The organism is Shumkonia mesophila, assembly GCF_026163695.1.
Taxonomy (GTDB): Bacteria; Pseudomonadota; Alphaproteobacteria; order Rhodospirillales; family Shumkoniaceae; genus Shumkonia; species Shumkonia mesophila.
In genome coordinates this window covers 233,605-259,768 of the sequence record NZ_JAOTID010000005.1, presented here as the reverse complement: position 1 = coordinate 259,768, position 26,164 = coordinate 233,605, and the positions used below count along the sequence as shown (strand labels likewise).

Annotated in this window: 28 protein-coding genes; 14 read left to right on the top strand and 14 right to left on the bottom strand. The window is 65.9% G+C overall.

Going from position 1 to position 26,164, the window contains the following annotated elements; genetic code table 11:
• Nucleotides 1-52: 52 nt before the first annotated feature.
• Nucleotides 53-1,477 carry a pyruvate kinase gene (gene pyk, locus ODR01_RS11055; protein ID WP_316977708.1) on the bottom strand — a complete coding sequence of 475 codons (1,425 nt, stop codon included), beginning with the start codon at nt 1,475-1,477 and terminating at the stop codon, nt 53-55.
• A 137-nt stretch (nt 1,478-1,614) separates the two neighbouring features.
• Between pyk and ODR01_RS11050 the strand changes: the two genes are divergently transcribed.
• The 3 genes from ODR01_RS11050 (at nt 1,615) to ODR01_RS11040 (ending at nt 3,689) form a co-directional block, all read left to right on the top strand.
• Complete coding sequence (locus ODR01_RS11050; RefSeq protein WP_316977707.1) at nt 1,615-2,043, top strand: hypothetical protein; 429 nt, start codon at nt 1,615-1,617, stop codon at nt 2,041-2,043.
• 11 nt (nt 2,044-2,054) lie between these two features.
• The gene (gene meaB, locus ODR01_RS11045) at nt 2,055-3,038 is read left to right on the top strand and encodes a methylmalonyl Co-A mutase-associated GTPase MeaB (RefSeq protein ID WP_316977706.1); all 984 of its coding nucleotides are present in this window, start codon (nt 2,055-2,057) and stop codon (nt 3,036-3,038) included.
• 102 nt (nt 3,039-3,140) lie between these two features.
• On the top strand, nt 3,141-3,689 hold the full coding sequence (locus ODR01_RS11040) for a peptidylprolyl isomerase (RefSeq protein WP_316977705.1): 549 nt from the start codon (nt 3,141-3,143) through the stop codon (nt 3,687-3,689).
• 1 nt (nt 3,690) lies between these two features.
• Here the strand turns inward: ODR01_RS11040 and ODR01_RS11035 are convergent, their stop codons facing one another.
• The 3 genes from ODR01_RS11035 to recA form a co-directional block, all read right to left on the bottom strand.
• Nucleotides 3,691-4,332, bottom strand: coding sequence for a hypothetical protein (locus ODR01_RS11035; protein WP_316977704.1), 642 nt, complete (start codon nt 4,330-4,332; stop codon nt 3,691-3,693).
• A gap of 278 nt (nt 4,333-4,610) precedes the next feature.
• The gene (gene alaS / locus ODR01_RS11030; RefSeq protein WP_316977703.1) at nt 4,611-7,259 is read right to left on the bottom strand and encodes an alanine--tRNA ligase; all 2,649 of its coding nucleotides are present in this window, start codon (nt 7,257-7,259) and stop codon (nt 4,611-4,613) included.
• Between the two features lie 153 nt (nt 7,260-7,412).
• Nucleotides 7,413-8,501 (bottom strand): recombinase RecA, encoded by a 1,089-nt coding sequence (gene recA / locus ODR01_RS11025; protein ID WP_316977702.1) that lies wholly within the window; start codon nt 8,499-8,501, stop codon nt 7,413-7,415.
• A gap of 423 nt (nt 8,502-8,924) precedes the next feature.
• Here recA and ODR01_RS11020 point away from each other — a divergent pair, with 423 nt between their 5' ends.
• From ODR01_RS11020 to ODR01_RS11010, 3 genes are all read left to right on the top strand, one after another.
• Nucleotides 8,925-9,854 (top strand): IS1595 family transposase, encoded by a 930-nt coding sequence (locus ODR01_RS11020; protein WP_316977701.1) that lies wholly within the window; start codon nt 8,925-8,927, stop codon nt 9,852-9,854.
• Between the two features lie 104 nt (nt 9,855-9,958).
• A complete protein-coding gene (gene rhuM, locus ODR01_RS11015) occupies nt 9,959-10,954 on the top strand; it encodes a RhuM family protein (RefSeq protein WP_316977700.1) in 996 nt (331 codons plus the stop codon).
• A 122-nt stretch (nt 10,955-11,076) separates the two neighbouring features.
• Nucleotides 11,077-11,703: a hypothetical protein gene (locus tag ODR01_RS11010; RefSeq protein ID WP_316977699.1), complete on the top strand. Its 627-nt coding sequence runs from the start codon at nt 11,077-11,079 to the stop codon at nt 11,701-11,703.
• A gap of 122 nt (nt 11,704-11,825) precedes the next feature.
• On the opposite strand, the gene ODR01_RS11005 is transcribed toward ODR01_RS11010, so the two are convergent.
• Genes ODR01_RS11005 through ODR01_RS10975 form a run of 7 tightly spaced genes read right to left on the bottom strand, consistent with a single transcriptional unit; the run spans nt 11,826 to nt 17,754 of the window.
• Nucleotides 11,826-14,354: a PAS domain-containing hybrid sensor histidine kinase/response regulator gene (locus ODR01_RS11005; RefSeq protein WP_316977698.1), complete on the bottom strand. Its 2,529-nt coding sequence runs from the start codon at nt 14,352-14,354 to the stop codon at nt 11,826-11,828.
• Between the two features lie 31 nt (nt 14,355-14,385).
• Nucleotides 14,386-15,468, bottom strand: a complete 1,083-nt coding sequence (flhB, locus tag ODR01_RS11000) for a flagellar biosynthesis protein FlhB (protein ID WP_316977697.1) — start codon at nt 15,466-15,468, stop codon at nt 14,386-14,388.
• A 9-nt stretch (nt 15,469-15,477) separates the two neighbouring features.
• The gene (locus ODR01_RS10995) at nt 15,478-16,239 is read right to left on the bottom strand and encodes a flagellar biosynthetic protein FliR (RefSeq protein WP_316977696.1); all 762 of its coding nucleotides are present in this window, start codon (nt 16,237-16,239) and stop codon (nt 15,478-15,480) included.
• A gap of 3 nt (nt 16,240-16,242) precedes the next feature.
• Entirely contained in the window at nt 16,243-16,515 is a 273-nt protein-coding gene (gene fliQ / locus ODR01_RS10990; protein WP_316977695.1) for a flagellar biosynthesis protein FliQ, read from the bottom strand.
• A 22-nt stretch (nt 16,516-16,537) separates the two neighbouring features.
• Nucleotides 16,538-16,864 (bottom strand): flagellar hook-basal body complex protein FliE, encoded by a 327-nt coding sequence (locus tag ODR01_RS10985; protein ID WP_316977694.1) that lies wholly within the window; start codon nt 16,862-16,864, stop codon nt 16,538-16,540.
• Nucleotides 16,865-16,906: 42 nt separating this feature from the next.
• Nucleotides 16,907-17,317 carry a flagellar basal body rod protein FlgC gene (gene flgC, locus ODR01_RS10980; RefSeq protein ID WP_316977693.1) on the bottom strand — a complete coding sequence of 137 codons (411 nt, stop codon included), beginning with the start codon at nt 17,315-17,317 and terminating at the stop codon, nt 16,907-16,909.
• 17 nt (nt 17,318-17,334) lie between these two features.
• Nucleotides 17,335-17,754 carry a flagellar basal body protein gene (locus ODR01_RS10975; protein WP_316977692.1) on the bottom strand — a complete coding sequence of 140 codons (420 nt, stop codon included), beginning with the start codon at nt 17,752-17,754 and terminating at the stop codon, nt 17,335-17,337.
• A 223-nt stretch (nt 17,755-17,977) separates the two neighbouring features.
• Here ODR01_RS10975 and ODR01_RS10970 point away from each other — a divergent pair, with 223 nt between their 5' ends.
• The 4 genes from ODR01_RS10970 to fliP are packed head-to-tail and all read left to right on the top strand — an operon-like array spanning nt 17,978 to nt 19,768.
• Nucleotides 17,978-18,328, top strand: a complete 351-nt coding sequence (locus ODR01_RS10970; protein ID WP_394356821.1) for an EscU/YscU/HrcU family type III secretion system export apparatus switch protein — start codon at nt 17,978-17,980, stop codon at nt 18,326-18,328.
• Entirely contained in the window at nt 18,325-18,666 is a 342-nt protein-coding gene (locus ODR01_RS10965; protein ID WP_316977690.1) for a hypothetical protein, read from the top strand. The genes ODR01_RS10970 and ODR01_RS10965 overlap by 4 nt, the downstream gene beginning before the upstream one ends.
• Nucleotides 18,667-18,683: 17 nt before the next feature.
• Complete coding sequence (locus ODR01_RS10960) at nt 18,684-19,022, top strand: FliO/MopB family protein (RefSeq protein ID WP_316977689.1); 339 nt, start codon at nt 18,684-18,686, stop codon at nt 19,020-19,022.
• The gene (gene fliP, locus ODR01_RS10955) at nt 19,019-19,768 is read left to right on the top strand and encodes a flagellar type III secretion system pore protein FliP (RefSeq protein WP_316977688.1); all 750 of its coding nucleotides are present in this window, start codon (nt 19,019-19,021) and stop codon (nt 19,766-19,768) included. Before ODR01_RS10960 ends, fliP begins: the two co-directional genes overlap by 4 nt.
• Before the next feature lie 3 nt (nt 19,769-19,771).
• On the opposite strand, the gene speE is transcribed toward fliP, so the two are convergent.
• The 3 genes from speE to ODR01_RS10940 form a co-directional block, all read right to left on the bottom strand.
• The gene (gene speE / locus ODR01_RS10950; protein ID WP_316977687.1) at nt 19,772-20,626 is read right to left on the bottom strand and encodes a polyamine aminopropyltransferase; all 855 of its coding nucleotides are present in this window, start codon (nt 20,624-20,626) and stop codon (nt 19,772-19,774) included.
• Nucleotides 20,623-21,099: an adenosylmethionine decarboxylase gene (gene speD / locus ODR01_RS10945; RefSeq protein ID WP_449441450.1), complete on the bottom strand. Its 477-nt coding sequence runs from the start codon at nt 21,097-21,099 to the stop codon at nt 20,623-20,625. Before speD ends, speE begins: the two co-directional genes overlap by 4 nt.
• 128 nt (nt 21,100-21,227) lie before the next feature.
• Nucleotides 21,228-21,506, bottom strand: coding sequence for a BolA family protein (locus ODR01_RS10940; protein ID WP_316977686.1), 279 nt, complete (start codon nt 21,504-21,506; stop codon nt 21,228-21,230).
• A 121-nt stretch (nt 21,507-21,627) separates the two neighbouring features.
• On the opposite strand from ODR01_RS10940, the gene ODR01_RS10935 reads away from it, so the two are divergent.
• The 4 genes from ODR01_RS10935 (at nt 21,628) to cobT (ending at nt 26,162) form a co-directional block, all read left to right on the top strand.
• Nucleotides 21,628-22,521, top strand: a complete 894-nt coding sequence (locus ODR01_RS10935; RefSeq protein ID WP_316977685.1) for a DMT family transporter — start codon at nt 21,628-21,630, stop codon at nt 22,519-22,521.
• 53 nt (nt 22,522-22,574) lie between these two features.
• A complete protein-coding gene (locus tag ODR01_RS10930; protein ID WP_316977684.1) occupies nt 22,575-23,168 on the top strand; it encodes a J domain-containing protein in 594 nt (197 codons plus the stop codon).
• Between the two features lie 93 nt (nt 23,169-23,261).
• Complete coding sequence (gene cobS, locus ODR01_RS10925) at nt 23,262-24,269, top strand: cobaltochelatase subunit CobS (protein WP_316977683.1); 1,008 nt, start codon at nt 23,262-23,264, stop codon at nt 24,267-24,269.
• Nucleotides 24,270-24,296: 27 nt separating this feature from the next.
• Nucleotides 24,297-26,162, top strand: a complete 1,866-nt coding sequence (gene cobT, locus ODR01_RS10920; protein ID WP_316977682.1) for a cobaltochelatase subunit CobT — start codon at nt 24,297-24,299, stop codon at nt 26,160-26,162.
• Nucleotides 26,163-26,164 lie beyond the last annotated feature (2 nt).

Genomic DNA, 26,164 nt, shown 5'->3' with positions numbered 1-26,164 from the left:
TCGGCTTCGGCCAGTCGGGCGGGGTTTTCTTTTGCGACGATGTCTGGGCCGGCTAGTCGATCTCGGCGATGCGCAGCAGGTTTGTGGTGCCGGGCGTGCCGAACGGCATCCCCGCCGTCACCACCACCAGGTCGCCGGTATCCGCGAAGCCTTCCTCGCGGGCGGCGCGCGTCGCCTCCGCGACCATTTCGACGACGCGCGTGACGGCGCGCGCGCGGACCGGATACACCCCCCAGGCCAGGGTCAGGCGCCGGGCCGTCTGGTCGGTCGTCGTCAACCCCAGGATCGGCACCTCGGGACGCTCGCGCGCCGCCCGCAGCGTGGTCGAGCCGGTCGACGTGAAAGTGGCGATGGCCGCCGCCGAAATGGTATGGGCGACCTGGCGCGCCGCCGCCGAGATGGCGTCCTCCGCCGTCGGTTGCGGCTCGCGGCGCTGGGTGTCGATCAGCGGCCGATACAGCGGGTCGCGCTCCACCCGATGGATGATGCGGCTCATCATGCCGACCGATTCGGCGGCATAGGCACCGACCGCGGTTTCCGCCGACAACATGACGGCGTCGGCGCCGTCGTAGACGGCGGTCGCCACGTCGGAAGCCTCGGCCCGCGTCGGCACCGGCGAATGGACCATGGAATCCAGCATCTGGGTGGCGACGATCACCGGCTTGCCGGCCCGCCGGCAGGCCCGGATGATGCGCTTTTGCAGGATCGGCACGTCCTCGGGCGGCACCTCGACGCCCAAGTCGCCGCGCGCCACCATGATGGCGTCGGCCAGATCGACGATGTCATAAAGCTCGTCGATGGCCGCCGGCTTCTCCAGCTTGGCCAAGACGCCGGCCCTGCCGCCCACCAGCTTGCGCAATTCGGCCACGTCGTCGGCCCGCTGGACGAACGACAGCGCCACCCAGTCGACCCCGAGGTCGAGGCCGTAGGCGAGGTCGGCCCGGTCCTTGTCGGTCAAAGGCGAGATGTCGAGCACGGCATTGGGCAGGTTGACGCCCTTGTGGTCCGACAGTTCGCCGCCGACCTCCACCTCGGTCTCGGCGAAATCGGGGCCGCAGCGGACCACCCGCAGGCGCAGCGTGCCGTCGGCCAGCAGCAGGGCCATCTCGGGCGCCAGCGCCGCGAACACTTCGGGATGGAGAAGCGGCGCCCGGGCGTCGTCGCCGGGCTCGGGCGACAGGTCCAGCCGGAAGGGCCGCCCGGTCACCAGCCTGGTCTTGCCCCCGGCGATGCGTCCGACCCGGAGCTTCGGCCCCTGCAGGTCCATCAGAATGCCGATGGGCCGTCCCGCCTCCTCCTCGAGGCGGCGGATGGCCTGGTGGGTGCGCGCGTGGTCGGCATGGCTGCCGTGGCTGAAGTTCAGCCTGAACACGTTGGCGCCGGCCTTGAACAACTCGGCGATCCGTTCGGGAGCCGCGCTGGCGGGCCCGAGGGTGGCGACGATTTTGGCGTTTCGCATGGGATGGGTGTGATTCATGGCGGCAGCATATGAAAGGGATCGCGCCGAGAGCCAGACAAATTTTCATGAAAGCGCCCGCCCGCCCGTCCGGGTGGCACCGGCAAGGCGAAACCGCTAGGATGGGCGGGCCGATCAATCGTCAGGCGGGGACGTTCATGGCCAAATGGCTTTCCAGGCTGTTCAAGGGCAAGCGGGCCAAGGCAAAGAAGAAGCCCGCCGCCGGGCCGAAAAAGGCCGCCGCCGCCGAACTGAAGGATGCCGCCACCGAGATGGGCGAGGCCGCAGCCGCCATGAAACAGGCCGCCGTCCACATGAACGCGGCCGTCGCCGGGCCGGCCCAGGCCCCGGTCCCGGCCAAGACGCCGGATAAAGCCGAGGCCGACGCCGCCGAGGCGGCGCCCCCGAAGCCCACCCGCGAAGACATCATCCGCCAGGCCATGCAGGTTCGGCGCGACAAGGCGCGCGCCATCGAGGAGCTGCCGGCCAAGGACCGCCAGCGCCTGCGCGCGCTGGCAGAAAAGATGATGCTCGGCACCGACCCGGCGCCACCGGCCGGCGGGACGCCGCGCCGCAAGCCCCATTGACGGCCTTTGCGATGGCGGCACCCGATCCCGACCATCTGGCGGACGGTCTTCTAGGCGGCGACACCCGGGCGCTGGCTCGCGCCGTCACCCTGCTGGAATCGACCCGCGCCGACCACCGCGCCGCCGCCCGCCGCCTGCTCGGACGCATCGCGCCCAAGGCCGGGGGCGCGGTACGCATCGGCATTTCCGGGGCCCCCGGCGTCGGCAAGTCCACCTTCATCGAGGCCCTCGGGTTGCACATCCTCGAAGCCGGCCGTCGCCTGGCCGTGCTGGCGGTTGATCCGTCGAGCCCGCGCACCGGCGGCTCGCTGCTGGGCGACAAGACCCGCATGGAGCGCCTGGTGCAGGGCGGCCGCGCCTTCGTCCGCCCGTCGCCCTCCGGCGGCGCGCTGGGCGGTGTCGCCCGGCGGACCCGCGAGGCCGTCCTGGCCTGCGAGGCGACGGGATTCGACGTCGTCATCGTGGAGACCGTCGGCACCGGCCAGTCGGAAGGCGCCGTCGCCCATCTTTCCGACCTTTTCATCCTGCTGATCGCGCCGGGCGGCGGCGACGAATTGCAGGGCCTGAAGCGCGGCATCGTCGAACTGGCCGACATCGTCGTGGTCAACAAGGCCGACGGCGAGCTGGCCGGCGCCGCCCGGCGCATCCGCGACGATTATGCCAGCGCGCTCGGTCTGGTGCGGCCGCGATCGGCCCTGTGGCGGCCGCCCGTCCTCCTGGCCTCGGCCCTCGAGGACACCGGCATCGCCGAGGTCTGGCAGGCCATCCTGGCGTTCCGCGACGCCCACGCCGGCCCCGAGGGAATCGCCGCGCGCCGGGCCGCCCAGGCCCGGGCCTGGCTGTGGGAAGCGGTCGAGGACGGCCTGCGCGACCATTTGCGCCGCGACGCCCGCAGCCGCCGCTGGATGGCCGAGCTCGAACGCCAGGTGATGGCCGGCGAACTGGAGCCGGCCGATGGCGCCGCCGATATCCTGAAGCGCCTTCTCGCCCCGTGATTCCGACCCCATTTGCAGCCATGCGGGCTGGTCCCGGGGCGGTGGGTCGTGGTAGGGTCCGGCCGCATTCGTTCTGACGAAGAAATGAGGAAAGGAATGACGATGGCGAAGCTGCGTCCCCTACTGGCCGCCGTGCTGGCAACCACCGTTCTGGCGTCCACCGGCGCCGCCGCCGCCGATCCCGAGAACACGCTTTACCTGGATCTCGAATCCGGCCGGGTGGTCATCGAGATGCGACCCGACCTGGCGCCCAACCATGTCGCCCGCATCAAGGAGCTGGTCCGCAAGAAGTTCTACGACGGCCTGGTCTTCCATCGGGTCATCGCCGGCTTCATGGCCCAGACCGGAGACCCTGATGGCGACGGCACCGGCGGCTCGGGCGTCAAGCTGAAGGCCGAGTTCTCGAAGGAACCGCACGTGCGCGGCACCGTCTCGATGGCCCGTTCGGCCAGCCCCGACAGCGCCGATTCCCAGTTCTTCATCTGCTTCGCCAAGGCCAGCCACCTGGACGGCCAGTACACGGTGTGGGGCAAGGTGGTCGAGGGCATGCAGTACGTTGGGCAGATCAAGCGCGGCGAATCCAGCCGCAACGGCGAGGTCGACGACCCCGACCGCATCGTCCGCATGCAGGTGGCCGCCGACGCCAAGTAGATCAGGGGAGGTTGGCGAACGACGCCCCGGCCTCGGTCCTCACGATGTTTTCCGGCGAAAGGCTATGGCCCCGGGTCATCCTGTAGTAGGCCCGAATGGCCAGCAGGGCGCCCGCCCCCGCAAAGCAGATGGCGGCGAGCACGGCGTAGGCCGGCCATCCCAGGAACGGCGCGAACTGCATGAACGAGTGCGGGAAGACGTCGGCCGTTCGCCATCCGAAGAACAGAAAATACGCTCCCCACACCGGCGCCAGCCGGTTGCCGTGCGCCATCACGCAGAGCTCGTATCCCGACCACGCGCGGTCGTGGACCTCGACCTGCCGGAGCGGGCGAAACTCCGCCGCGAACCGGACCGCCCGCTCATGGGTGTTGACGGCCCATTTCAGGAGCCCGGCGCCGCTGCAGACAAAAAAGGCAGGCAGGCCAGCGCCATCCGGCAACACGAAGAGAAGCATGGCGCCGACGGCGAAGCCGAAATCCCGCAGCACGTCGATGTGCCACGGCCTGGCATAGCCGTCGGCATAGCGCTCGAACTGGTCCGGCTGCAGCCGATACCAGTCGCCGAAAAGCCCGGAGCGGACGGCGGTGCTGCCGTCCCGCAGGCGGCGCGGATAGCCCAGCCGCCTCCACAACCCAGCGTCCATCGCGCTCTCCCTGGGCGGGCCGTCGCCGGCCCGCCATATGCGAAAATTTGCATGTGTGAGGGAGACACGTGGTGATCGGCCTGGAAAATTCCAAGCCCTTACGCAAAGGACACGGCGAAGGCACAGACCCGCGGTAAATTCCTTTGCGCCAACGGCCCGGACCACCGGCTATCTGAAAAAGGGCTTTAACACAGAGGACGCAGAGAAGGTTTTCGATGCGCTTCGCGCGCAATCGCTTCTTCTCCGTGCGCTCTGTGTCTCTGTGTCGAACCTTGTGCTTAGGTCCCGGCCAGTGCGGCTTCGATGGCTGTCAGCGCCTCGGCCGCCCTGGCGCCGTCGGGGCCGCCGGCCTGGGCCATGTCGGGGCGGCCGCCGCCGCCCTTGCCGCCGACCGCGGCCGAGCCGGCCCTGACCAGATCGACGGCGCTGATCTTGCCGGTGAGATCGTCGGTGACGCCGACCACCAGCGAGGCCTTGCCTTCGGCGACGCTGACCAGGGCGATGACGCCCGAGCCCAGTTGCTTCTTCAAATCGTCGGCCAGCCCTTTCAAGTCCTTGGCCGGCATGCCGTCGAGCAGGCGCGGCGCGAACTTGAGGCCGTTGACCTGCTTGACCTCGCCGCCGCCGCTGGCCGCGCCGCCGCCCGACGCCATCTTGCGCCGCGTGTCGGTGAGTTCGCGCTCCAGCCGCCGGCGTTCCTCGATCAGCGCCGTCACCCGGGCCGGCACCTCGGCCGGCGCCGCCTTGAGGAGGGCCGCCGTCTCCTGGAGCACGCGTTCCTGTTCGGCCAGATAGGCCTGGGCGCCCGCCCCGGTCAGCGCCTCGATGCGCCGAACGCCGGCCGCCACCGCGCTTTCCGACACCACCTTGAAGAGGCCGATGTCGCCGGTGCGCCGCACATGGGTGCCGCCGCACAGTTCCGTCGACAGCGGCGGCTCGCCCTTGGCCCCCATGGAAACGACCCTGACCTCGTCGCCGTACTTCTCGCCGAACAGCGCCATGGCGCCGGCCTTGACCGCCGATTCCGGGTCCATGAGACGGGTCATCACCTCGGCGTTGGCGCGAATGTGGGCGTTCACCGTCGCCTCCACCTCGGCCATCTCGGCGGGCGCGATCGGCTTGGGGTGGCTGACGTCGAAGCGCATGCGGTCGGGCGACACCAGCGAGCCTTTCTGGGTGACGTGGCTGCCCAGGCGGTCGCGCAGCGCGGCGTGCAGCAGGTGGGTCACCGAATGGTTGGCGCGGATGGCCGAGCGCCGTTCGTGGTCGACCTCCAGGTGGATGTCGTCGCCGACCGCCAGCGTGCCGGCCTCGACACGGGCATGATGGACCCACACGTCGCCCACCTTCTTGTGGGTGTCGGTGACGGTCAGGCGGGTGCCGCCCGCCGTCGTCGCCCGCCCGGTGTCGCCGACCTGGCCGCCGGATTCGCCGTAGAAGGGCGTCTGGTTGACGACGATGGCGACCTCGTCGCCCGCTTTGGCGCGATCCACCCGCTTGCCGTCGACGACCAGCGCCATCACCTTGGCGTCCGCCCCCTCGGTATCGTAGCCCAGGAACTCGGTGGCCCCGATCTCCTCGCGGATCTCGAACCACACGCCCTCGGTCGCCGCCTCGCCAGAGCCGGCCCAGGCCTTGCGGGCCTCGGCCTTCTGGCGGGCCATGGCGGCGTCGAAGCCGGGGACGTCGACGTCGATCCCCTTGCCGCGCAGCGCGTCCTGGGTCAGGTCGAGCGGGAAACCGAAGGTGTCGTAAAGCTTGAACGCGACCTCGCCGGGCAGCCGCTTGTCGGCCCCCAACTCGGCGGTGGCCTCGTCGAGCAGGCGCAGGCCGCGCTCCAGCGTCTGCTTGAAGCGCGTCTCCTCAAGCTTCAGCGTCTCCTCGATCAGCGGCTGGGCGCGCTCCAGTTCCGGATAGGCTTGGCCCATCTTGGCGACCAGCGCCGGCACCAGGCGCCACATCAGGGGATCGCGCGAGCCGATCATCTGGGCGTGGCGCATGGCGCGGCGCATGATGCGGCGCAGCACATAGCCGCGCCCCTCGTTGGAGGGCAGCACGCCGTCGGCGATCAGGAAGCACGACGCCCGGAGATGATCGGCGATGACCCGGTGCGAAATGCGGTGCTCGCCGTCAGGCTTCGTGTGGGTCTCCTCCGCCGAAGCCACAATGAGGGCGCGCATGAGGTCGGTTTCATAGTTGTCGTGGGTGCCCTGCATGACGGCGGCGATGCGCTCCAGCCCCATGCCGGTGTCGATCGAGGGCTTGGGCAGCGGGCGGCGCTCGGCCGGCGTCACCTGCTCGTACTGCATGAACACCAGGTTCCAGATCTCGACGAAGCGGTCGCCGTCCTGCTCGGGCGAACCCGGGGGACCGCCCCAGATATGGTCGCCGTGGTCGTAGAAGATCTCCGAGCACGGGCCGCAGGGGCCGGTGTCGCCCATCGCCCAGAAGTTGTCCGAGGTGGGGATGCGGATGATGCGGTTTTCCGGCAATCCGGAAATCTTGCGCCACAGATGGAAGGCGTCGTCGTCCTCGGCATAGACGGTGACGCACAGGCGGTCCTTGGCAAGGCCGTAATCCCTGGTCACCAACTGCCAGGCGAACTGGATGGCATCTTCCTTGAAATAGTCGCCGAACGAAAAATTGCCCAGCATCTCGAAGAAGGTGTGGTGGCGCGCCGTGTGGCCGACGTTTTCCAGATCGTTGTGCTTGCCGCCGGCCCGCACGCATTTCTGCGCCGTGGTGGCCCGCTTGTAGGCCCGCGTCTCCGCCCCGGTGAACACGTTCTTGAACTGCACCATGCCGGCGTTGGTGAACATCAAGGTGGGGTCGTTGCGCGGCACCAGCGGGCTCGACTCGACGGCCGTATGCCCGTTGCGCACGAAGAAGTCGAGGAACGCCTTACGAATATCATTAACGGTTTGCATGGCCACGACTTGCGTTAGGGTTCAGTGACACGAAGGAAACGCCTCCCCGGCGCCCGAACGCTTTTACCGTGCAAGCGGCGTTCTGTCCACAAACGCGCAACGAAAAAGGGGCGCGGCCCTTCCCGGCGCCGCGCCCCCCGATCTCGTACCGCCTCAGCCTTCGGCGCCGCTCTCCGTCTCGGGCACGGCGTCGCTGTCGCCCGACAGCATGGCGTCCATCACCAGCCCGGCCTGGCCGCGGATGGCCGTCTCGATCTTGTCGGCGACTTCCGGATGCTCCCGGAGGAAGACCTTGGCGTTTTCGCGCCCCTGGCCGATGCGTTCCGATTCGTAGGAGAACCAGGACCCCGACTTCTCGACGATGCCGGCCTTGACGCCGAGGTCGAGAAGCTCGCCGGTCTTGGACACCCCCTCGCCGTACATGATGTCGAATTCGACCATCTTGAAGGGTGGCGCCATCTTGTTCTTGACCACCTTGACCCGGGTCTGGTTGCCGACCACCTCGTCTCTGTCCTTGATGGCGCCGATGCGGCGGATCTCCAGCCTGACCGAGGCATAGAACTTGAGCGCGTTGCCGCCGGTCGTGGTCTCGGGGTTGCCGAACATGACGCCGATCTTCATGCGGATCTGGTTGATGAAGATGATCATGCAGTTCGAGCGCGACACCGAGGAGGTCAGCTTGCGCAAGGCCTGGCTCATCAGGCGGGCCTGCAGGCCCATGTGCGAATCGCCCATCTCGCCTTCCAGCTCGGCGCGCGGCACCAGGGCGGCGACGGAATCGACCACCAGCACGTCGATGGCGCCCGAACGCACCAGGGTGTCGGCGATCTCCAGCGCCTGCTCGCCGGCGTCCGGCTGCGAGATCAGGACCTCGTCGAGGTTGACCCCCAGCTTGCGGGCATAGATGGGGTCCAGCGCATGCTCGGCGTCGATGAAGGCGCAGGTGCCGCCCTTCTTTTGCGCCTCGGCGATCACGTGCAGCGCCAGCGTCGTCTTGCCCGAGCTTTCCGGCCCGTAGATCTCGACCACCCGGCCGCGCGGCAGGCCGCCGATGCCGAGCGCGATGTCGAGGCCCAGCGAGCCGGTCGACACCACGTCGGCCTCCACCGCGCTCTCGCGCTGGCCGAGCCGCATCACGGAACCCTTGCCGAACGCGCGTTCGATCTGGGCGACCGCCGCCTCCAAGGCCTTGTTCTTGTCCATACCGTCCTTTTCCACGACTCGTAAAACGCTTTGCGACATGGGCTGCCTCTCTTATTCCACAGGGCCGTTCCGGATGCAACGCGCTCGAATGTACACGAAATGTTCTCGTTGGCAAGCGGTTTAGTCATGCCATTGATATGAAACGATAAATTTAAACGAGTTCGGCAAATGTTCACGCCGTTCCGCCCGATTCGGGGCGTTTATATACTTGACAAAGCAGGGCATGTGGAATAGGTTTCTATCGTCAGCAGATAGGAGCCATCCGATGAGCCCGACAGAAAGTACCGAACTCCATCATCTTCAGGAGGTGAGAGTTCTACCCGAGCCAGGACAGGCAAAGACGCGAGTTCTCGTTTTGACAACCGACGCGGGCGATTATCACTGCCTTGTGACACGGGAAGCGCTTCTGAAGGTTGCGGACCTATTACGTACGTATGCCGAGACAATGCCAAAGGCTTAACCATGTGCGACCTTACCGACCCCATCTTTCAGGACGAAAACAAGGCCCGTGAGTACCTTGAGGCCCAACGCTGGCCCGATGGCCCCATATGCCCCCATTGCGGCAGTACGGAAGCCTCGCATCTCACCGGCAAGTCCCACCGTCCCGGCCTCTATCAATGCAACGCCTGCCGTCAGCAGTTCACCGTCACGGTCGGAACCGTCTTTGAGCGCTCCAAGATCCCGCTTCACAAGTGGCTCTTGGCAACCCGCCTTCTGTCTTCATCCAAGAAGGGTTTCAGCGCCCACCAACTCCACCGCACCCTTGGCGTCACTTACAAGACCGCGTGGTTCATGGCCCATCGCATCCGCGAAGCCATGAAGGACGACGATCCCGGCCCCATGGGCGGCAGGGGAAAGATCATCGAAGCCGACGAAACCTATACCGGCCCCGGCGAATACAAGTTCGTCAACAAGAAGGGCTGGAAGAAAATCCAGGGCCTCGGCCACAAGTACAAGGTCGTTACCCTGGTCGAGCGTGACGGCAGCGCCCGCTCCTTCCATGTGGATCGCGTCACGTCACATCAGGTACGCGATATCCTGGTCAAGAACGCCCACCGCAAATCCACCCTCGTTACTGATGAGGCCAACGTTTACAAGCCGGTCGGCCGCGAGTTCCACAAGCACTGGTCGGTCAATCACAGCATCCACCAGTGGGCCATCGGCAAGTGGGCGCACACCAACACCATCGAAGGCTTCTTCTCGATCTTCAAGCGCGGCATGAAGGGCATCTACCAACACTGCGGAGAGAAGCACCTAAGCCGCTATCTCGCGGAATTTGATTTCAGGTACAACACCCGCAAACTGGACGATACCGAGCGCACCAAGAAAGCCCTTGAAGGCATCGCCGGCAAGCGCCTCACCTATCGGCGGGTTGGTGTCGGAGCGTACTAGCAAGCCGCTTCTTACGCGACACCAATTCAGGAAATTCTTGCGTCAGTTGACTCGGGAGTTATAGCGGAGTCAGACTTCTCCCTACATTGCCTTCGGGGGGAAACATGGCTGTCAAAAAGACTCCGCCAAAACGTCCCGCGCAAATGTCGTTCGACCTCGTTACCTACCAAGGCAGCGATGTCGGTTCAATTGACCTCAGTCTTGACCCTATGCACGAGACGATGTGGGCCAGCGTCGAGCAGCTATCCAAATTGTTCGGGAGAGCGTCCAACACAATCGTTGAGCACATCCAAAAAATATTCCGTGATGGGGAACTTGACGAAGCCTCAGTTACCCGGAAATTCCGAGCAACTGCCAAAGATGGTAAGAATTACAGTATCTTACACTATAACCTAGACGTCATTATCTCGGTCGGCTATCGCGTTAGTTCGCGGGAGGCCACGCGGTTCCGCCAATGGGCGACCAGCATACTCAAAGCCTACATCACTGACGGCTATGCCCTAAATGAACGTCGATTATCCGACGATCCAAACGCTCTGAAAAAGCTGGCGGCAAATGTCAGGCGGCTTCGCACACAGGAAAAGAACATCTACCAGTCGGTTCGGGACTGTTTCAAAATCTCATCAAGCGATTACGATAGCGGAGCGCCTGCCACAAAAACATTTTACGCTAAGTTGCAGGACAAATTTACTTACGCCATAACCGAATCTGTGTCGGCAGAAATCGTCCTGCGGCGCGCTGATGGGATGAAGGATTTTATGGGGCTTACCTCTACCAAAACTGGAAGACCCACTAAGGCGGACGCAAAAATTGGAAAAAACTATTTAAACCCGGACGAACTATATTCTCTGCATTTGCTTTGCGAACAATTCCTTCTTTTTGTTGAATCCAGGGCCATTGCGGGACACCAACTCACCATGGAACAACTTAGTCAGAAATTTGACGAGTTGCTTGAGGTGCAGGGGTATCCAGTGTTCAGGGAATACAAAAATTACCTTGCGAAAAGGGCACAAGAGCACGCCGAGAGGGAGTTTGAAAAGTACCGGCAACGGATGCGCATAAGCGATAAAAATCTCGACGGCACAAGACGAATTAATTAGTTTTTCCTCCCGTCTTTTTCACCTGTTTCGGTTTAGGCTTGTGCGGCTTCGGCGGTGTGTTGAGCATCCGCCTCAACACCTCATTCATCTTCTGATCGTCGGTCTTTTTATCGGAACTCGTCATGTCTACCAAAAAAACCCCGCCGGATTCTTTAAAACCCAAGATAGATGCGGAATGGCCTGCACTCTATCAGGCCATTGGTGAAGCTATTGCCGCATGGGCTGGCCTAGAACACGCCCTAGCATCGGCGTTTGCGCTGACTCTTAACATCAAAGATGGCCTTGCCGATCCCATCTTCTTTTCCGCCCGCGCATTCAACGGTAAACGCGACATGTTAATGGCAGCCATAAAATACGCCAAGTTGCCGCAGAAGCACGTGGTAAGGCAAAAGATTTTTAAGTCTGGATGCAACGCCGCCAGCAGATGGTATCCCGTACGCAACAAACTGGCACATGAACTTCCAACCGTTTCCACCGTCGATGATGAAATGTTAGGAGGAACACTCATTCCGAATGTTCCTACTGACGACTTCCAGAGCCACGTCGAACGAACACTAACAACGAAGGCGATCAAAGAATCTGCCGAAAACTTCAGCCTTCTTGGCAAGCTGATTTATGAGGCTGGCGAATTAAGTGGGGGTACATTGCTCGAAAAACTTCTACAGCAAGTTCGCGAGCTTCCAGATCGTCCATATTCAGACTCACTTGACATCCACCCTGTAATTTTAGCGCGCAGCCGCCAGCAATGACGGCTTCATCCGTCAAACCAAGGTCCTGAAACTTAACGCCGGCCTGTCCGTTCTCTTCTACTACGACTCACCTGCTTTGTTAAGTATACAATCGCCCGATTCGGCGACAATACCCCACCGCCTCACTTGGTCAGCACGTCCTTGGCCTTGCCGGCCAGTTGCTGGAGGCTGTAGGGCTTGGGCAGGAAATGCAGCGTGGGGTCGCGCTGGATGTCGCCGGCCACCGTCTCCTCGGCATAGCCCGACACCAGAATGACCTTGACCTCGGGCAGCTCCTGGCGGACCAGGCGGACGAAGGTGTGGCCGTCCATGCCCGGCATCACCACGTCGCTGATGATGAGGTCGATGGACTCGCCGCTCGAATTGATGACGTCGAGCGCCCCCTCGCCGCTGTCGGCCTCCAGCACCTTGTAGCCCTTGTTGCGCAGCGCGCGGGCGCCGAACATGCGCACCGCCTCCTCGTCCTCGACCAGCAGCACGGTGCCGCCGCCGGTAAGATCGACCTCGGACGTGTCGCGTTCGGCCGCGGCGGCCGGAGCCGGCCGCCAGGCGGCGGCGTCGACGATCTCGGGCAGGTAGATGTCGAAGACGGTCCCCTCGCCGGGCGCGCTGTCGACGAAGATGAAGCCGCCGGTCTGGCGCACGATGCCATAGACGGTGGACAGCCCGAGCCCGGTGCCGGAGCCCTTCTCCTTGGTCGAGAAGAAGGGCTCGAAGATGTGGCCGATGCTTTCCTTGGGGATGCCGGCGCCGGTGTCGCTGACCTTGATCAGGACGTAGGAACCGGATGGCATCAGCTCGTGGCCGCGGTTGATCGGCTCGTCGACCTGCACGCTCGAGGTGTGGATGGAAAGCGTGCCGCCGCGCGGCATGGCGTCGCGCGAATTGACCGCCAGGTTGATGATCACCTGGTCGAACTGCACGGGGTCGACCCGCACCATGCCCAGATCGGGCGCCGATTCGATCGACAACTCGATGGTTTCGCCCATCAGGCGGCGCAGCATGTGCGAGAGGTCGGCCAGCGCGTGACCGATGTCGATGTCGACCGGCTTCAAGGTCTGCTTGCGCGAGAAGGCCAGAAGCTGGCGCACCAGGTTGGTCGCCCGGTTGGCGTTGTGCTTGACCTGCATGAGATCGGCGAACGACGGGTCTTCGGGGCCGTGACGGGCCAGCAGCAGGTCGGAAAAGCCGATGATGGCGGTCAGCATGTTGTTGAAGTCGTGCGCGATGCCCCCGGCCAGCTGGCCCACGGCGTGGATCTTCTGGGCCTGGGTGAACTGTACCTCCAGCGTCTTCTGCTCGGTGGTGTCGATGAAGTGGAGCACCAGCCCCGACACCTCGCCCAGGTTGTCCTCCATCCGGCTGGCATAGAGCGACACCGTCAGCTCGCGCCCGCCGGCGGCCGGCATGCGAACCTCGACATGGGCGGCCCGCGAGGTGCCCATCACCACCTTGGAGAGCTGCACCGACAGGTCGCTTCTGTCCTCCTTGCTCATGCGTTCGGCCAGCGGCCGGCCGGCCACCGCCTCGCGATGGATGCCCAGCAGCTTGAGGAAGGCCCGGTTGCAGTCGGTGACGTTGCCGTGCAGGTCGAGCAGCACGATGCCGACCGGCGCCTCGTCGAACAGCCAGTGCAGGCGCGACAGCGCGAGCGCCACCGAATCCCCCTCGCCGATCTTCCACGCCACGTCGCGCAGCACCAGCGAGCGGCTGTAGAGCATGGCGCCGTCGTCGGCGGCCCGCATCGATTGGAGGAGAAGCGCCGGGAAGGTCGTGCCGTCGGCCGCCTCCAGCGTCACCTCGCCGTTCATGGCCGGCTCGTCGCCTTCGCTTCGCCAGTTGGCACCGGACGCCACCACGAAGTCGGCAAACGCCATACCCTCGGCCCGCATGCGGGCGGCCGGCAGCCCCAGCCAGGCGGCCAGCGTCGCGTTGGCGTGAAGGATGCGCCCCTCGGCATCCACCGAGAAGAATCCGGCGGGCAGGTTGTCGAGGAAATCGGCCAGCGCCTCTTCCTCGCGCTGGCGCACGCTGTCCATTTCGCGCCGGGCCGTGATGTCGCTGGCGCGCCAGATGGCGTGGGGCGGCTGGCCGGCCAGCGGCCACACCGAAACCTGGCGCCACTCGATGGCGCCGTCCACGCCCTTGACGGGCAGGTCGGCGGCACCCGAGACGCCGGCCTCCGCCGCCGCCCGCAACCGGCGGAACGCCTCGGCCCAACGCTCGCCGTCGTCGAGAAGGGAACCCATCGCGTCGAGGGACGCCGCCGTCGCGAACAGCCGGAGGAAGGCGGCGTTGGCATAGACGAAGCGTCCGTCGGCGGTGGTGATCAGGCAGGCGTCCAGGCTGGTTTCCGCGGCCGCCATCAGAAGCCTGGCCACCCGGTCGAGACCGCGCCGGCGGTCCACGCTCCACGCCAGCCCCAGGACGCCCAGCCCTGCCGCCGCCGCCAGCGGACCGGCCGTCAGCGGCATGTCGGCCAGCAGCCCCAATCCGGCGGCGATGGCGAAGCCGGCGGCGGCGGTGCCCCAAACGAACGGGCGCTCCGCCCAGTCCTTGCAACGGACGGCGAAAGACCCCGCCGTATCCGGCGGCGGGGTTGAGGCGGCCGGGGCCGCGGGCACTCCGCTATGGTCGTCGCCAGCCGTCAATCGCGTCCTTTTCCCTCGCTCCGGCGCCGGTTCAGCCGGCCACTGCCGGAGGCAGTTTACCACGCAAGCGCATGACGTACCCAATAACCTCGGCGACCGCCTTGAAGTGTTCGGGCGGAATTTCCTCGTCGAGCTCGACCGCGGCGTAAAGGGCCCGGGCCAGCGGCGGGTTTTCGACGATCGGCACGTCGTTTTCCTCGGCCACCTGGCGGATGCGCAGGGCCAGCGTGTCGATGCCCTTGGCCACCAGCCTGGGCGCGGCCATCTCGTCCATCTTGTATTCCAGCGCCACCGCGAAATGGGTCGGGTTGGTGATCACGACGTCGGCCTTGGGCACCGCCGCCATCATGCGCTGGCGGGCGCGCTGGGCGCGGATGCGGCGAATCTGGGCCTTGATCTGGGGATCGCCCTCGGCTTGCTTGTACTCGTCCTTGACCTCCTGCTTGGTCATCTTCAACTGCTTCGTGTAGGCGTATTTCTGGTAGGCGAAATCAAGCAGCGCGATGATCGTCATCACGGCCACCGTGCCGGCCACCAGCCACAGCGAGATACGATGCAGCTTTTGCAGGCTCCACACCAGGTCGGTCATCGGCGCCAGCGTGATGTCGTCGAACATCGGCACCGCCAGCCCCACCGCCACCACCGCCACAACCGCGATCTTCATGATGCCCTTGAGGAACTCGACGAACTGGCGGACCGAGAACTTGTTCTTGAAGCCCTTGATCAGCGAGATCTTCGACATTTTGGGCGCGATCTTCGACGTCGAGATCAGCAAGCCGGACTGGCCGATGCTGGCGGCCAGCGCGACCACCACCAGCAGGAGCGCCAGCGGCGCCAGGATGGTGCCAACCTCCAGCAGCACATCGGACATGAGCAGGCGCAGGTGGGCGGGATCCACGGGGATGGCATGGGCCGATTCAAGGAAGCGCAAGCTCAAACGCCGGATGTCGGTCATGATCGGCCCCGCCATGACATAGAGCGCCATGGCGGCGGCCAGCAGGATCAGCCAGCTCTTGACCTCCTGCGACATGGCCACTTGGCCTTTTTCGCGGGCCTTCTCGAGCTTTTTCGCCGTTGGGTCTTCTGTTTTTTGGGAGTCGTCTTCTTCGGCCATCGGGCGCCCCTATGAGATGGTGAACGCGCGGAAACCCTCGCCGAACCGCGTGGTGAACACCAACATCATGGTCGAAAGACTGAACGCCAGCAGGGTGATCTGGGTGGCGATCTGGATCGGCAATCCGACAAAGAAGACCGGCAGCGCCGGCATTAATCGGCCCAGAATGCCCAGCAGCAGGAAGTGTGCGGTGCCGGCCAGCAGGAAGGGCGAGGCGATCTGGGCCGCCAATGCGAAGCTGTCGGCCACATAGCGGCTGATCGCCTCGCTGAAATCGCCGACCGCCGGCATTTCCCCGGGAATGAACAGCGTATAGCTGTCGGCCACGGCGCGCAGCATCAGGTGATGCACATCGGTGACGAAGACGAAAACGATGCCGACGGTGGTGAGGAAGCCCGAAAGGACCGAGCCCTGCTGCTCGGCGATGGGGTCGTTGACGAAGGCGTTGGCCAGCGAAGCCTCGTAGGCGATGAGGGTACCCGCCGTGTGCAGGGCGCCGAAGATGATGCGCCCGATTGCCCCGAAGAAGCCGCCGACCAGCACCTCGCCCAGGACCAGCACGATCAGGCCGGACACTGTCGAAGGCGGCCCCGGCAGGCCCGGCACCACCACCGGCGCCAGCACGAAGCTGACGGCCAGCGCCATGATCAGGCGGATGTCGGTCGACACATAGGCGGCGCTGAAGCCCGGCAGCGTGACGAAGGCCGTTCCCACCCGGCAGAACAGCAGGAGAAAACCGAAGACGTTGAGCGTGAGAAGGTCCTGCAGCATGCCCTAACCGAGACCGAGCCCGACGATGCGGTCGAACAGCCGTTCGCCGAACTCGACGATGACGCGCATCATGAACGGCAGAAAGACGATCAGCCCGACGAACACCACGACGATCTTGGGCACGAACGTCAGGGTCATTTCCTGGATCGACGTGAGGGCCTGGAAAAGGGCGATGATGAGCCCCACCACCAGTGTCGCGATCAGCAGCGGCAGCGAAAGCTTGAGCACGACGATCATGGCATCGCGCCCCACATCGAGAACGGTGACTTCGGTCACGACGGCCTCCTTCGGCCGGCCGTCAGATCGGCATGCGGAGGATTTCCTTGTAGGCGTCGATCACCTTGTCGCGGATCGAAACCACCGTCTGCAAGGTTACCTCCGCCTCGGCCACCGCGGTGATGACCTGGTTGAGATCGGCGTTGTCGCGGATGCCCTCCATGGAGAGTTTCTCGCTGCGCTGCCCGATGAGACGGGCCTCGTCGAGCGCGCTCTTCACCAGTTCGGCGAAATCGCCCCCGCCCGCCTTGCCGGCGACGTCGCGCGCCTCCAGGCCCGAGCCGACCCGCTTGGCGGCGGTGGCATAGGCCGCCGCGGCGCTGTTGATGCCTGCTATCGATGTCACCATCTGTCCCTTACTCCGTCAAACCCGTTGTTTCCGACCCGGCCGCTACTTGAGGATGTCGATGGTGGCGGTCAGCATGGCCTTGGATGACTTGATGACGCTGAGGTTGGCCTCGTAGGACCGTTGCGCCTCGCGCATGTCGCTCATTTCGATGAGGCTGTTGACGTTGGGCACCTGCACGTAGCCGTCGGTGTCGGCTCCGGGATGCTGGGGATCGAACCTCTTCTCGAACTCGCCCTGCTCGGTGTTGATCTTGTCGACCTGCACCATGTTGAGGCCGGCCCTGCGGTCCAACTCGTTCTTGAAGGTCACCACCTTGCGGCGGTAAGGCTGCTGTCCCGGCGCGCGGGGCAGCGAATCGGCGTTGGCGAGGTTTTCCGAGATCACCCGCAGGCGGGTGCCCTGGGCCTTCATGCCCGAGCCCGAAATCCTGAAGGTCTTGAGAAGATCGTCCATGTCCCGTTCCTTCCGCGTCAACCCTTGCCGATCGCCACGCGGATCATCTTGAGGTGCTTGACGTAAAGCTCGGTCGTCAGCTTGTGGCTGATGAAGCTGTCGTTGAGCTTGGACATCTGTTCCTCGAGGATCACCGCGTTGCCGGCCGGCGCCGTTTCGAACGGCTTGCGCTCGGTCTTCTCCGCAAAATCGCGCAGGCGCTTGCGCCGCCCCTCGGCATGGTTGGCCTGGGTAACGTCCATGTTGATCTGCATGTTCTCGCGCCGCACCAGTTCCTCGAAGGCGAACGGCTTCAAGTCGCTGGAGCGATAGCCGGGGGTGTCGGCATTGGCGACGTTCTGGGCCAGCACCTCCTGGCGCTGGGTCAGCCATGCCAGGCGCTTCTTCGCCATCGCGAAAAATGAGAGCTTGTCGAGATCCATGAGCACCCAACCCATCGTTTGCCGGCAGCCCCGCCGGCCCTGTTTCGAGGCCAGTATCGGGAGGCGCCCTTAAGAAAGCGTAAAAGCAGGCGGACCCCAACCAGGGGGGCCCCTCCCGGCCCCCGGTCTCACGTCAACATATTGATATGGAATGATTTTCAGGCCAAACGCCGACTTAAACAAATGTTAAGCATGGCGAGGGCACACTGGCCGCCGGTTTGACGCGCAACTCGAGCGGATGGATCAGGCGGTGACCGAGTCGGACGGCGGTTTCGCAGGCGGCAAGAACAAGGTGCAGAAGGCGGTGGCGCTGGCCCACGAGCCCCAACGCGAAGCCCGTCCGCGCGTCGTCGCCAGCGGTCGCGGCGCCGTCGCCGAGCAGATCCTGCAGGTCGCCTTCGCCAACCACGTCAAGGTGCGCGAGGACGCCGACCTGGTCGAGGTCTTGAGCGCCGTCGACGTCGATGCCGAAATCCCCCTCGAGGCGATGGCCGCGGTCGCCGAAATCCTGGCCTACGTGTATCGGGCCAACGGCGTCGCCAGCCCCATTCTCGACCCCCAGTCCCCGCCCGAGGAGGCGGCCCGATGAACGATACCCCCCAGACGCTTCCCGCCGATCTCGCCCTCGAGATGGACAAGGTGGCCTCGGTCATCGCCACCGCCCGCCGGCTGATGGCCGATGGCCGGACCATCGACCTTTCCACGCTGGAAGGCCGCATCGATGCCCTGTGCGCCCGCGTCCGCAAGACGCCGCCGGCCACCCGCGACGTCGTCGCCCGGGCGATGGAAAGCCTGGTGCGCGCGCTCGACGACCTGGAATCCGCCATCCGGGGCCGCGTCGGCGGTACCGAAAGCGAGGCTGTGCCCCGCAGCCGGGTGCTCAACGCCTATGCCCGCCAGCCCGTCTCCGACGGCACCGACGATTAGGCTGGGACACCGTCGCAATGGACATGGGCTTCGGCCAGTACCTGCAGTTCGTCTTCGCGCTGATCTTCGTGCTGGCGCTGATCGCCTTGCTGGCGGTGGTGGCGCGGCGCCTGGGCTTCGGCTATCGGGTGGCGTCGCGCGGCAAGCGGGCGCGCCGGCTTTCCGTGGTCGAGATCATTCCGCTGGACCCCCGCCGGCGCCTGGCGCTGGTGCGCCGCGACCAGGTGGAATACCTGGTGCTGCTGGGCGCCACCTCCGACCTCCTGCTCGATCGCGCCATTCCGGCCCCGTCCGACGGCTTCGGCGAGGTGCTGGCCGAGACGGTGGCGGCCGCCAAACCGGACGCGCCCCGATGAGCCGACACCGGCTTCGCTGCGCCGGCGTGCTGGCCGCCGGCCTCGTGGTCCTGGCATTCGCCGCCGCGCCGGCCGCCGCCCAGAGCCTGTCGCTGGACCTGGGCGAGGGCGGCGGCAGTTCCACGGCGCGCGTCATCCAGCTTTTCCTGCTGCTGACGGTGCTGAGCCTGGCGCCCTCCATCCTCGTCATGGTGACGTCGTTCACCCGCATGATGGTGGTGCTGTCGTTCCTGCGCACCGCGCTCGGCACCCAGCAGACGCCGCCCAATCAGGTGCTGGTCAGCCTGGCCCTCTTTTTGACCGTGTTCGTCATGATGCCGACCTTCCAGGCCTCCTACGACCAGGGCATCAAGCCGCTGATCGCCGAGGAGATCGACGAGTTCGAGGCCTTCGATCGCACCATGAAGCCGATTTCCGACTTCATGATGGTGCATACCCGCGAGCGCGACCTGATGCTGTTCGCCGACCTGGCCAAGGTTTCCGACGAGCAGATGCGCGAGGCGCCGCCGCTGCGCGTGCTCATCCCCGCCTTCATGATCAGCGAACTGAGGCGGGCCTTCGAGATCGGCTTCCTCATCTTCATCCCGTTCCTCATCATCGACATGGTGGTGTCCGCCGTCCTGATGTCGATGGGCATGATGATGCTGCCGCCGATCATGATCGCGCTGCCCTTCAAGATCATTTTCTTCGTGCTGGTCGACGGCTGGTACCTGATCGTCGGCAGCCTGGTCCGCGGCTTCGGCTGACCCCTACAGCAGCGCCGCGATGAACGGCGGCAGGGCGAAGGCGGCGGCGTGCACGGCCGGGCTGTAATAGCGGGTTTCGAACCCGGCCCGGGCGAAGCGCGGCGCCAGGTCGGCCTCGGTCAGCCTGCGCAGGCCGACGTCGTCGGTCGCCCAGCCCAGCGCCATGAAGCCCCCGACATAGGTCGGCACCACCGCCAGATAGCAGCCGACGTCGGCGAAATGCGGCTTCAGCCGCCGGCCGCTGCGGGCCAGCTCCTGGGGCTGGAAGTGCGGCACGCCGTTCTGGGTGACCACCAGGCCGCCCGGGGCCAGGCGCTTCTTGCAGTCGCCGTAGAAGGCCTCGGTGAACAGCCCCTCGCCGGGGCCGGCCGGGTCGGTCGAATCGACGACGATGAGATCGAAGGTCTCCATGCTCTCGGCGACGAAACGGATGCCGTCGCCGATGATCACCCGGGCGCGCGGATCGTCGAAGGCGCCGGCGCTCAAGAAGGGCAGGTGTTCGCGGCACAGTTCCACCACCGCGCCGTCGATCTCGACCAGGCGCACCTGCTCGACCGGATGGCGCAGCACTTCCCTTAAGATGCCGCCGTCGCCGCCGCCGACGATCAGCACCCGCTTGGCGCTGCCAAGGGCGAACAGCGGCACGTGGGCCAGCATCTCGTGATAGACGAACTCGTCCTTCTCGGTCGCCTGGATGACGCCGTCCAGCGCCAGCACCCGGCCGTGGTGCGGCGTCTCGAAGATGACCAGTTCCTGAAAATCGGTCCGCCGCCGCACCAGTTCGCGCGAGACATAGAAGGTCTGCGCGTACCCTTCATGCGAGGGGTCCGCGTAGAGCGCCTCGGTGAACCACGTCACGGAATCAGGCCCCGCTTGTGTTCCGAGATCTGCAGGCTGTCCGGCGTGAAGGCTTCGCGCAGCACGGGCACCGCCTTGTACGGGTCGCATTCCCCGCACATGAAGATGTCCAGCGCCACGTACCCGCGTTCAGGCCATGTATGGATGCTGATGTGCGATTCGGCCAGGACGACCACGCCCGACACCCCGCCGTACGGCGAGAAGTGGTGGGTGTGGGCGTGCAGGATCGTGGCCCCCGCGGCCCGGGCGGCATCGCACAGCGCCGTCTCGATGAATTCGGGATCGTCGAGGTTCTCCGCCCCCCACATCTCCAGCAGGAGATGGGTGCCGGCGTAGCTGATCCCGTTCTTCTTCACGAAGTAATCCCGCTTCTCCTCGATCGGAAAAAGCTGGACCGTATTGTCGGATTGTTCAGTGAGATTTCCCTGGGCGAACCCTGAGGTAATCCCCAATTCGGCAAGGTGCTTCATCATCGCATCCCCCCAAACCAGCAGACTTACCGTCGCGGTCGGACAAAAAACGAAATTAAGCGGAGCCCCCAGGGCCAGCGAACAACGGTTTCGCTGTTTTCAGTAGTGCCCGTCAGCATTCCGCTCGGGCGTCACGTAAACACGTCTTCGTCCGGCGTCAAGATTTTTGTTGCAAGAGCGTGAACATCACTCGCCAGTTCCGCGGCCAAAACGGCGTGAATCAGCCGTTGTCGCTCGATCCTGGACTTGCCGGCGAACGCCGCCGACACAATCTCGACGTGAAAGTGGCTCTCGCCTTCGGGGCGGGCGCCGGCGTGCCCGATGTGTTTATGCGACTCGTCGGTCACCTTCAGGCGCGACGGCCGGAAAGCTTCGGTCAGTTTCGCTTCGATGGCGGCGGCGACTCGCATGGGCCCCGGCTCTCCGATTTTGCGTCGTGCAACCCGGCAGAAGTTGGTAGGGTCCGGGGCCGCGTCAAGGCATCTCTCCTTTTTACCCGCCGCCAGGGCGGCCAACCGGGACCACAGACCGATGCCCCATTCGCCGGAACGCCGGGCCTACCTGCTGCTGCTGGCCGTCATTTTCCTGTGGGGCATCAACTGGCCGATCATGAAGGCCGGCCTGGCCTACATCTCGCCCCTGTGGTTCGCCGCCAGCCGGGTCGCGCTGGCCGCCGCCTTCCTGTTTCCGCTGCTGGCCGCCCTCGGCCGGCTTCGCCCGCCCCGCCGCGGCGACGTCGGCGTGCTGCTGTCGGTCGGCGTCGGCCAGGTCGGCGTCAACATCGCCCTCGTCCATCTGGGCCTTCAGTTCATCGAGGCCGGCCGTTCGGCCATCCTCGCCTATACGACGCCGCTGTGGGTGGCGCCGCTGGCCGCCCTTTTCCTGGGCGAGCGCCTGAGCGTCCGCAAACTGCTGGGCATCGCGCTCGGCCTCGTCGGCGTCTTCGTGCTGTCGGGGCCGGCGGCGCTCGATCTCGCCGACACCGCGACGATGACCGGCAACGGCCTGCTGGTGCTGGCGGCGATGATTTCGGCGGCGGTCATCGTTCACATGCGCGCACAGGGCCGCGCCGTGCAGGCCTTCGAACTCGCCCCCTGGCAGATGCTGCTGGGCGCCGCCGTCCTGGTGCCGGCGGCCCTTCTCTTCGACGGGCCGCCGGCCGTCCAATGGTCGGTGCCGCTCGTCGCCGTGCTCGCCTACAACGGCGCGCTGGCCACCGCCTTCTGCCTGTGGGCCTTCGTCGTCGTCATGCGCGATTTGCCGGCGACCAGCACGGCGGTGGGCTCGCTGGGCGTGCCGGTGGTCGGCGTCCTCACCTCCGCCATCCTGCTGGGCGAGCCGCTGTCGGCGGCCAAGATGCTGGGCCTGGCCCTCATCCTCGGCGGCGTCCTGGCGGTCAGTCTGGCCGACCTTCGCCGTGCCTGAAAGCCGCCCGTCCCGGGTTGTCATCGGGCATCCGAGGGCGCATATTTGCCCGCATGGCCAAAGGACGAGCCAGACCCTTCAACGGCTATACGCCGGGCGTTGAGGCGTTTGCGCATGCGCGCGCCCACGAACGCTCGTGCGACTGGCCGGGATGCGAGCGCCTCGGCGAACACCGGGCGCCGAAGTCGCGCGACCGCCTCGATGCCTACAACTGGTTCTGCCTGGAACACGTGCGGCTTTATAACGCCGCCTGGAACTATTACGAGGGCATGAGCGAGGAGCAGATCGAGGCGGAAATCCGCCGCGACACCGTCGGCCGGCGGCCCACCTGGCCGTTCGGGGTTCGCCCGTCGGCCTTCCGCTTCGGCCGCCGCGGCGACGATCCGTTCGGCTTGTTCGGGGACGATGCCGACGCGGGGCCCCGCCAGGCGCCTCCCCATCGCGACGAGCCCGGTTCGGCCGCCGAGGAGGCCCTGATCGTGCTCGACCTCAAGCCGCCGGTTACGGTGGGTGTCGTCAAGGCCCGCTACAAGCAACTGGTCAAGCGCCACCATCCCGACGTCAATGGCGGCGACAAGGCCTCGGAAGAGATGTTCAAGCGCATCAACCAAGCCTATCATACCATCATGCAGAGCCTGGCGCCGTGACGCCGGCCGCCGGTATCGGCCGCGTCGTCCGCCAACGGACACGCCGTTCGCTCGCCTTCGGCCCTTTCCTGAAAAGAAACGGAACTCGATGAAATGACCGCGTCTGCCTCGATCCACCACGCCGACACCAGCTTTCCGCTGGACGCCCCCGACATCATGGTTTCGGTGCGCCAATGCTTCGGCATCGACAGCGACATGGAGGTGCCGGCCTTCAGCATGGGCGCCGAGTATGTCCCCGACGTCGACGAGGCCTACCAGTTCGACCGCGACACCACGCTGGCCATCCTGGCCGGCTTCTCGCGCAACCGCCGGGTGATGGTCCAGGGCTACCACGGCACCGGCAAGTCGACCCACATCGAGCAGGTGGCGGCCCGCCTCAACTGGCCGTGCATCCGCGTCAACCTCGATTCCCACGTCAGCCGCATCGACCTCATCGGCAAGGACGCCATCGTGCTCCGGGACGGCAAGCAGGTGACCGAGTTCCGCGAGGGCCTGCTGCCGTGGGCGCTGCAGCACCCCACCGCCCTGGTCTTCGACGAGTACGATGCCGGGCGTCCCGACGTCATGTTCGTCATCCAGCGGGTGCTGGAAGTCGAGGGCAAGTTCACGCTTCTGGACCAGAACCGCGTCCTGCGGCCGCACCCCTGTTTCCGGCTGTTCTCGACCACCAACACGGTGGGCCTGGGCGACACCACCGGGCTTTATCACGGCACCCAGCAGCTCAACCAAGGCCAGATGGACCGCTGGAACATCGTCGCCACGCTGAACTACCTGCCACACGACGACGAGGTCCGCATCGTGCTGGCCAAGGTGCCGTCGCAGGGCGGCGCCCAGGGGCGCGAGGAAGTGGCGGCCATGGTGCGGGTCGCGGAACTGACGCGCAGCGGCTTCATCAACGGCGACATCTCGACCGTGATGAGCCCGCGTACCGTCATCACCTGGGCCGAAAACGCCGAGATCTTCGGCAACCGCGGATTCGCCTTCCGGGTGACCTTCCTGAACAAGTGCGACGAGCTGGAACGGCCGATCGTCGCCGAGTACTACCAGCGCTGCTTCGGGGAGGAACTGCCCGAATCGCTGGCCAGCGCCACCGCCGTCTGAGGACGGCAGAGAAACCGGACGGAGCCCGTGAGCCAGCAGAACGACGACCCCCGCGACACCGTGAAGCGCGTCACCGCCGCCTGCCTGAAGGCGGTGGCCGACCGCGACGAGGTGACCGTCGAGTTCGTCCACGGCAACCCCGGGGTGTCGGAGCATGCCGCCCGCCTGCCGGCGCCGTCGCGCCGCCTGACCCACGAGGAACTGACCCGCCTGCGCGGCACGGCCGACGCGTTCGCGTTGAAGATCCGCTATCACGACGAGGCGGTGCACCGCCGCCGCCTGCCCACCGGCTTCCAGGCGCGGCGCCTGTTCGACAGCATCGAGCAGATCCGGGTCGAGGCCATCGGGGCCCGCGACATGGCCGGCGTCGCCCAGAACCTCGCCTTCTGCCTGGACGAAACCTGCCGCGCCGGCGGCCTGGCCGAAGTCGCCAGCCGCGACGAAAGCCAACTGGCCGACGCCCTGCATCTGCTGGTCCGCGAGCGCCTCACCGCCGCCCCCCTGCCCGCCGCCGCGGCCGGACTGGCCGACCTCTGGCGGCCGTGGCTCGGCCAGCGCATCGGCCCCCTGCTGGCCCGCCTGCACGAGCGGATGGACGACCAGGAGGATTTCGCCTCGACCGTGCGCGAGATGATGCACGCGCTGGAGATCGCCGAGGAGACCGACCTGCCGCCCGAGCCCGACGAAGAGGCCGAGGACGACGGCACCGCGCAGAACCAGCCGCCGCCGCAGTCGCGCGGCAGCGAGCAGGACAGCGATACGCCGCTGCCCGGCGAGGGCGAGGACGCCGAGGACTCCGAAGACGGCGAAGGCACGGCGGTGGCCGAGCAGGACCGCATGGTCGATGGCGGCGACGACGAGATGCCCTCGGGCCCGGCCCGCTGGCAGTCGCGGCTGCCCAACAGCGGGCTCGCGGCCGAGGATTCCTACAAGGTCTACACCACCCGCTTCGACGAGGTGATCGAGGCCGACAAGCTGACCGAGGCCGAGGAGCTGAACCGCCTGCGCGCCCATCTCGACCAGCAGCTTTCCCACCTTCAGGGCGTGGTCTCGACGCTGGCCAACCGCCTGCAACGCCACCTGATGGCCAAGCAGACCCGCTCGTGGATGTTCGACCTGGACGAGGGGATTCTGGATGCCGGGCGGCTGGCCCGCATCGTCATCGATCCGGTGCATCCGCTGTCCTTCAAGCGCGAATCCGACATCAACTTCCGCGACACCGTGGTGACGCTCTTGATCGACAACTCCGGCTCGATGCGCGGCCGGCCGATCACGGTCGCCGCCATGAGCGCCGACATCCTGGCCCGCACGCTGGAACGCTGCGGCGTCAAGGTCGAGATCCTGGGCTTCACGACGCGCGCCTGGAAGGGCGGCGATTCGCGCGAGCAATGGGTCGAGGCCGGCAAGCCCAAGAACCCCGGGCGGCTCAACGACCTTCGGCACATCGTCTACAAGGCCGCCGACACGCCGTGGCGCCGGGCCCGGCGCAACCTGGGCCTGATGCTGCGGGAAGGGCTTTTGAAGGAGAACATCGACGGCGAGGCCCTGCTGTGGGCCTTCAACCGGCTGATGGCGCGCCCCGAACAGCGGCGCATCCTGATGGTGATTTCCGACGGCGCGCCGGTCGACGACGCCACCCTTTCGGCCAATCCCGGCAATTATCTCGAACAGCACCTGCGCGACGTCATCGCCTGGATCGAATCCCACTCGCTGGTCGAACTCTCCGCCATCGGCATCGGCCACGACGTCACCCGCTACTACAAGCGGGCCGTCACCATCGCCGATGCCGAGGAACTGGGCGGCACCATGATGAAGAACCTGGCCGATCTGTTCGACGAGGATGCCGGCGAACGCGACCCCCGCGCCCCGCGGCGCGGCGCCAGGGTCCACTAGTC